The organism is Curtobacterium sp. MMLR14_010, from assembly GCF_001865015.1.
Classification (GTDB): domain Bacteria; phylum Actinomycetota; class Actinomycetes; order Actinomycetales; family Microbacteriaceae; genus Curtobacterium.
Map to the genome: position 1 here is coordinate 1 of NZ_MJGV01000040.1, position 5,181 is coordinate 5,181.

The 5,181-nt window shown below is 71.1% G+C and carries 5 protein-coding genes and 1 pseudogene; all 6 read right to left on the reverse strand.

Going from position 1 to position 5,181, the window contains the following annotated elements:
- Positions 1–254: pseudogene (locus tag BIU98_RS08480) on the reverse strand (hypothetical protein); the annotation flags it as partial.
- 202 nt (positions 255–456) lie between these two features.
- The gene (locus BIU98_RS08485) at positions 457–1,239 is read right to left on the reverse strand and encodes a DeoR/GlpR family DNA-binding transcription regulator (RefSeq protein WP_071274776.1); all 783 of its coding nucleotides are present in this window, start codon (positions 1,237–1,239) and stop codon (positions 457–459) included.
- Position 1,240: 1 nt separating this feature from the next.
- The gene (gene pdxA / locus BIU98_RS08490; RefSeq protein ID WP_071274779.1) at positions 1,241–2,236 is read right to left on the reverse strand and encodes a 4-hydroxythreonine-4-phosphate dehydrogenase PdxA; all 996 of its coding nucleotides are present in this window, start codon (positions 2,234–2,236) and stop codon (positions 1,241–1,243) included.
- A gap of 9 nt (positions 2,237–2,245) precedes the next feature.
- Positions 2,246–3,427, reverse strand: a complete 1,182-nt coding sequence (locus BIU98_RS08495; protein ID WP_071274782.1) for a four-carbon acid sugar kinase family protein — start codon at positions 3,425–3,427, stop codon at positions 2,246–2,248.
- A complete protein-coding gene (locus BIU98_RS08500) occupies positions 3,424–4,446 on the reverse strand; it encodes a 2-keto-3-deoxygluconate permease (protein ID WP_071274785.1) in 1,023 nt (340 codons plus the stop codon). The genes BIU98_RS08495 and BIU98_RS08500 overlap by 4 nt, the downstream gene beginning before the upstream one ends.
- 213 nt (positions 4,447–4,659) lie before the next feature.
- Positions 4,660–5,181, reverse strand: a 522-nt coding sequence (locus BIU98_RS19390) for a hypothetical protein (protein ID WP_071274788.1), incomplete at its 5' end; no start/stop codon positions are given.

Consider the following 5,181-nt stretch of genomic DNA (forward strand, 5'->3'; position numbering starts at 1 on the left):
GCGTCGCCGGACACGCCGGGGGTGAGCTTGAGGGAGGTGAGGGCGTCGGTGAAGCCCTTGTCGAGGGCGACGGAGGTGTCGCCGCCGAGGACCTCGGGGACCGATGCGACCGGGGCGGGGATCTTCGAGGAGGACGACGCGACCGTGTGCACGGTCGGGGTGGCCTGCGCGGCGGAGACGCCGAACCCGGCACCGGTGAGGATGATCGCGCCAGCGGCGGCGAGGGAAACCGTGGTCTTGGTGATCTTGCGCATGGTGAGTCCTTTGTTGTGTGCACGCCGAACACACCCTGCATGAGGGTGGAGAATCAGCGATGTGCGGCTGGTGAGCGCTCGGGGAGAGTCCCGGATACGTGTAGTGTTCCACGCCACTCGACCGACGGCACGGTCGCAGTCGGCCCCAGTACGGGGCGAGCACTCCCGTGCATCCGCGTGTACCGGGACCGGGCAGCGTCCGTCAGTGCTGGGCGTGCGCAGTGCTCGTCGGCGCGACGTACACGGTCACCATGCCGGATGCATGGAAGGGGGCGAGCTGCTCCTCGGTCGCCGTGTCGTCGGTGACGAGTGACCACGGTCGCTCGAGCCGCGTCCACCAGTGCGCGGACGTGACCCCGAGCTTCGTGGCGTCCGCGAGCACGTAGAGCTCCTGCGCACGCTCGACCATCACGCGCTTCAGCGACGCCTGCTCCGGGGTCTCCTCGCAGAGCCCGTGCTCGGCGGACACCCCGTCGGCGCTGAGGAAGGCGACGTCGGCGGACACGTCGGCCATGACCCGCTCGGCGAAGGGCCCGACGAAGCCGGAGCTGATGTGGCGGAGTCGACCACCGACGACGATCAGCTCGACGCCCGCGCTGTGTTCGAGCACGGTGGTGGTGGTCAGCCCGTTGGTGACGACGGTGACGCCTTCGCGGTGCGCCAGGTTCCGCGCGAGCGCCCCGACCGTGGTGCCGGCGTCCAGCACGGCGACGGCTCCGTCATCGACGAACGAGCTGGCGAGCTTCCCGATGGCGGCCTTCTGCCCGACCGCGATGGACTCGCGTTCCTGCAGGCTCCGCTCCGGGCCGCCGATGGTCCTGGCGCCCCCGTAGGTGCGCACGATGTCGCCGCTCCGGGTCATCGCGTCGAGGTCCCGCCGGATCGTCGACGCGGAGACCGAGAACACCGCTGCCATCTCGTCGACGTTGACGGGCTTCTCGTGCAGCAGGTGGCCGATCTCGCGCCGGCGGTCGCGGGCGTTCACGCTACTCGGCGCGCTCCGGGGAGAGGTCGGCGGCCTGACGGAGCGCTTCGAGCAGCGGTTCGTGGTCCACGATGTCCTTCCCGGCGATGTCGAACGCCGTTCCGTGGTCGACCGAGGTCCGGACGAACGGCAGGCCCACGGTGACGTTCACACCGTTCTTCAGCCCGAGCACCTTGACCGGGATGTGGCCCTGGTCATGGTACTGGGCGACGACGAGGTCGTAGTCGCCGCGGCTGGCGAGCATGAAGAGCGTGTCGGCGGGCAGCGGACCGATGACGTCCAGGCCCTCGGCACGTGCTCGGTCGACGCCGGGCTGGATCTTCTGGGCCTCCTCGTCGTTGCCGAACAGGCCGTTCTCGCCGCCGTGCGGGTTGATCGCCGCGACGGCGATGCGCGGGTGCTCGTTGCCGGAGCGGACGAGCAGGTCGTTCCCGCGGGTGATCGTGCGGTACACGCGGTCGCCGTCGATCGCGGCGATGGCGTCGACGAGGCCGAGGTGGGTGGTGACGTGGATCACGCGCATGTTCGGCGCGGTCAGCATCATCGAGACCTCCTCGATGCCGGCGAGCTGCGCGAGCATCTCGGTGTGGCCCGGGAACTGGTGCCCGCCCATGTGCAACGCCGCCTTGTTGAGCGGGCCGGTGCAGATGGCGTCGATCGTGCCCGCCATCGCGAGCTCGACGGCCTTCTCGATGAACAGGAAGGCGCCGTGACCGGCCTCGGCGGACAGCTCGCCCCAGGCCAGGTCCTCCGGGATGCACGGGACGTCGAGGACGTCGATCGTGGTCGGGTCATCGGTCACCTCGGAGGGGTCGCTGATGCGGTTGACGGTCAGCGTGCTCGAGACGACGTCCATGGCGAGTTGCAGTCGACGCAGGTCGCCGATGACGAACATCGTCGCCAGCGACCGGGTCGCCTGGTCGGCCATCGCCTTGGCGATGATCTCGGGTCCGACGCCGGCGGCGTCGCCCATCGTGATCGCGATGATCGGCTTCATGGTGGTTCCTCACTTCTCGGTGGTGTGCTGTCGGAGTGCCCGGACGGTGCGGGCGAGGGTGCCGGCGTCGCCGAACGCCCCCGCCTTGGTCACGAGGACCGGCCGGTGGTCGGGGTGGCTGCTGAGGACGACGCCGGGTTCGACGGTGCCGTGCACGCGGACGGTGTCGATGCCGAGCGCGTCGAGGACGGCTCTGGCGGTCTCCCCGCCGGTCATGACGAGTGCGTCGAACCGGTGCGCGCTGCGGGCGACGGTCGCGGCGAGGGCTGCCGCGACGTCGAGCGCGTTCCCCGTGTCGACCGGCACGAGCAGGTCCGGGGTGAGGACGACGTCGGCGACGCCGCTGGCGATCTGCTCCGTCGCCGCCTGTTCGCCGTCGTCGCGGTGCCGCAGCTCGACGTGCTCGGCGCCGCGGCGGACCAGTTCGTCGATCTGCGATCGCGCCGGCCCGGAGTAGCTCCCGACGACGACGAGCACCCGGTCGATCGTCGGCAACGGAGGAACCGACGTCGCTGACGCGCCGTCGGACGGCACCATGTGCGCGGCGAGGCCGCCGGAACCCGTCACGAGCGTGGGAGCGACGACCAGCCGGGAGGCTCGGGCGATCGTCTCGAGATCGGCGTCGGTGACCGCGTCCACGACGACCGCGTCGAGGCCGTCGGCGTGCAGGCGGTCGAGCCGAGCGGCGAGGTCCTCAGGGGTGTCCGCCGGACCGGGGGCGAGCCTCCCGGCCTTCAATCCAACGGCGGCGAGCGAGGCGGCGACGTCGCCGGCGAACGCGCCGTCGACCTGCGGGACGCCGCCGACGTGGACGACGCCACCGACGGTGGTCCGGCCGGTGCCGGGGAAGGCCGGTGCGACGACCGCCAGTGCACGGCCCGGGTCGGAGACCGCGGCGAGGGCCGCGGAGACCTCGGCGCCGACGTTCCCCCGGAGCAGCGAGTCGATCTTCTTGAAGACCGGCCGGCCGAGGGCGACCGAGCGGCGGACGACCGCGTCGACCAGTGCGGCGGCCTCCGGCGCGGGCAGGTACCGGCTCTCGGTGTCGACGGCGAGGACCTCGGACGCGGGCCACGGGACCTCGGAGCCGAGGACGACGGCACTGGTCCGTGCGGCTCCGTACCCGCCAGCGGCGTCGGCGGCTCCGGTGAGGTCGTCGGCGATGATCGTCAGGGTCGTGCCCGAGCTCATCGGGACGCCCCGTTGGTCGCGCCCTCGACGGCGACCGCGGCGGGAGCGGTGGTGTCGCCGTCGGACCGCTTGGCGGCGAGGCGCCGGGCGTACCAGGCGACGACGAGCGGTGTGCCGATCGAGGTCACCACGATGGCGGCGGAGACGAGGACGGTCGCGGGACCCGCGGCCTCCTTGTACGCCGGGTTCGCGGCGGCCACGAGCATCGGCACCGCGGCGGCGTTGCCCGCGGTCGACGACGCCGCGAGCCCGCCCAGGCCGGTGCCACCGGTGAGGCGGTCGGCGATGAACAGCACGCCGCCGCTGAGCAGGAGCACGACCAGGCCGAGCAGGACACCGATGAGGCCGGCGCTGAGCACGGTCTGCAGGCTGATGCCGAAGCCGAGCGCCAGGCCGAAGAAGAAGATGAGCACGGGTGAGGCCGACGACAGGAACTTGCGCATCGCGGGGTCGAGCGAGCCGAGGACCATGCCGAGCACCAGGGGGATCACCGCGCCGACCAGTGCCTGCCACGGGAACGCGGACAGTCCGGCGACGCCGAGGATGAGCATGGTGAGGAACGGGCCGGACTCGATCGTCATGATCGAGTACGCGGCGACGTCCTTCGGCTTGCCGTACTGGCCCATCAGCGCCATGTAGAGGCCGCCGTTCGTGTCGCTGAACGCGGCCACGAGGGCGAGGACGGACAGGCCGGCGAGGAAGCCGCCGTGGACGGGGAGCTCGGACATGAACTGCCCGGCGACGATGCCGATGACGACGGCGAGCAGCACCTTCGAGCCGAACAGCGCCCCGCCCTTCTTGAGGATGTAGGGCGTCGCACGCAGGTCGATGCTCGCGCCCATGCAGACGTAGAAGACCGCCAGGATCGGCGTGCTCCCGGTGAGGAGGCCGCCGGTGAAGGAGCCGAAGAAGTCGGCGGTGCCGGGGGCGAGGGTCGCGAGGACGGCGCCCGCGAGGAGCGGGACGAGCATCATCCCGCCGGGGACCTTCTCGATCGCGGCCTTGATCGGAACGGACATACGCAACTCCATCGTTTCGTTCCCGAGTCGGTCCGGCCCGGTGACTCCAGGATTGCACACAACGAGCAAACACATGCGCGTTCTGCGCAATCCGTGCAGAGCGCGCTCCGAACGGGTCGTTCCGCAGGGCGGTGGGGGAACGCGGAGAACGCCGCCCCCGGGGTGGGGACGGCGTTCTCGGTGGTGCGGTGCGGGGCGAGCCCCGCGGGGGTGTTACTTGATCTGGGCGGTGATCGTGGCGGTCCCGACGAGGAGGCCGGCCTTGACGGCGTCGGTCTTGAAGGTGCTGTTGAGCAGCTTCGCGGCGTCGGCGGAGACGTGGACGGTGGTGCCGGTCAGGATCGCGTTGTCACCCTCGAGCTGGAGGGGCTTGAGCGAACCACCGTGGAGGGAGAACAGGTACGCGTTCGGGGCTGCGACCTCACCGTTGACGAGGACGTCGCCGTAGAGCTTGGAGGAGCCGGGGTTCACGACGAAGTTCTCCAGCGTGACGGTGGTGTCGCCGGCCTTGAGGGTGAGGCCGGAGTCGTCGTGGTTCAGCAGGCCCTGGACGTAGGGGCGGTAGTTGCCGTCCGGGCTCCAGTACGTGACCGAGCCGGAGGTGATCGGGAACGACACGGCACCGTCGGCGAGCTTGGCGTCGCCGGACACGCCGGGGGTGAGCTTGAGGGAGGTGAGGGCGTCGGTGAAGCCCTTGTCGAGGGCGACGGAGGTGTCGCCGCCGAGGACCTCGGG

Excerpts from the sequence above, each read along its gene's own strand:
- pdxA (WP_071274779.1), bottom strand. The coding sequence starts at position 2,236 with ATGAAGCCGATCATCGCGATCACGATGGGCGACGCCGCCGGCGTCGGA.
- BIU98_RS08495 (WP_071274782.1), bottom strand. The coding sequence starts at position 3,427 with ATGAGCTCGGGCACGACCCTGACGATCATCGCCGACGACCTCACCGGA.
- BIU98_RS08500 (WP_071274785.1), bottom strand. The coding sequence starts at position 4,446 with ATGTCCGTTCCGATCAAGGCCGCGATCGAGAAGGTCCCCGGCGGGATG.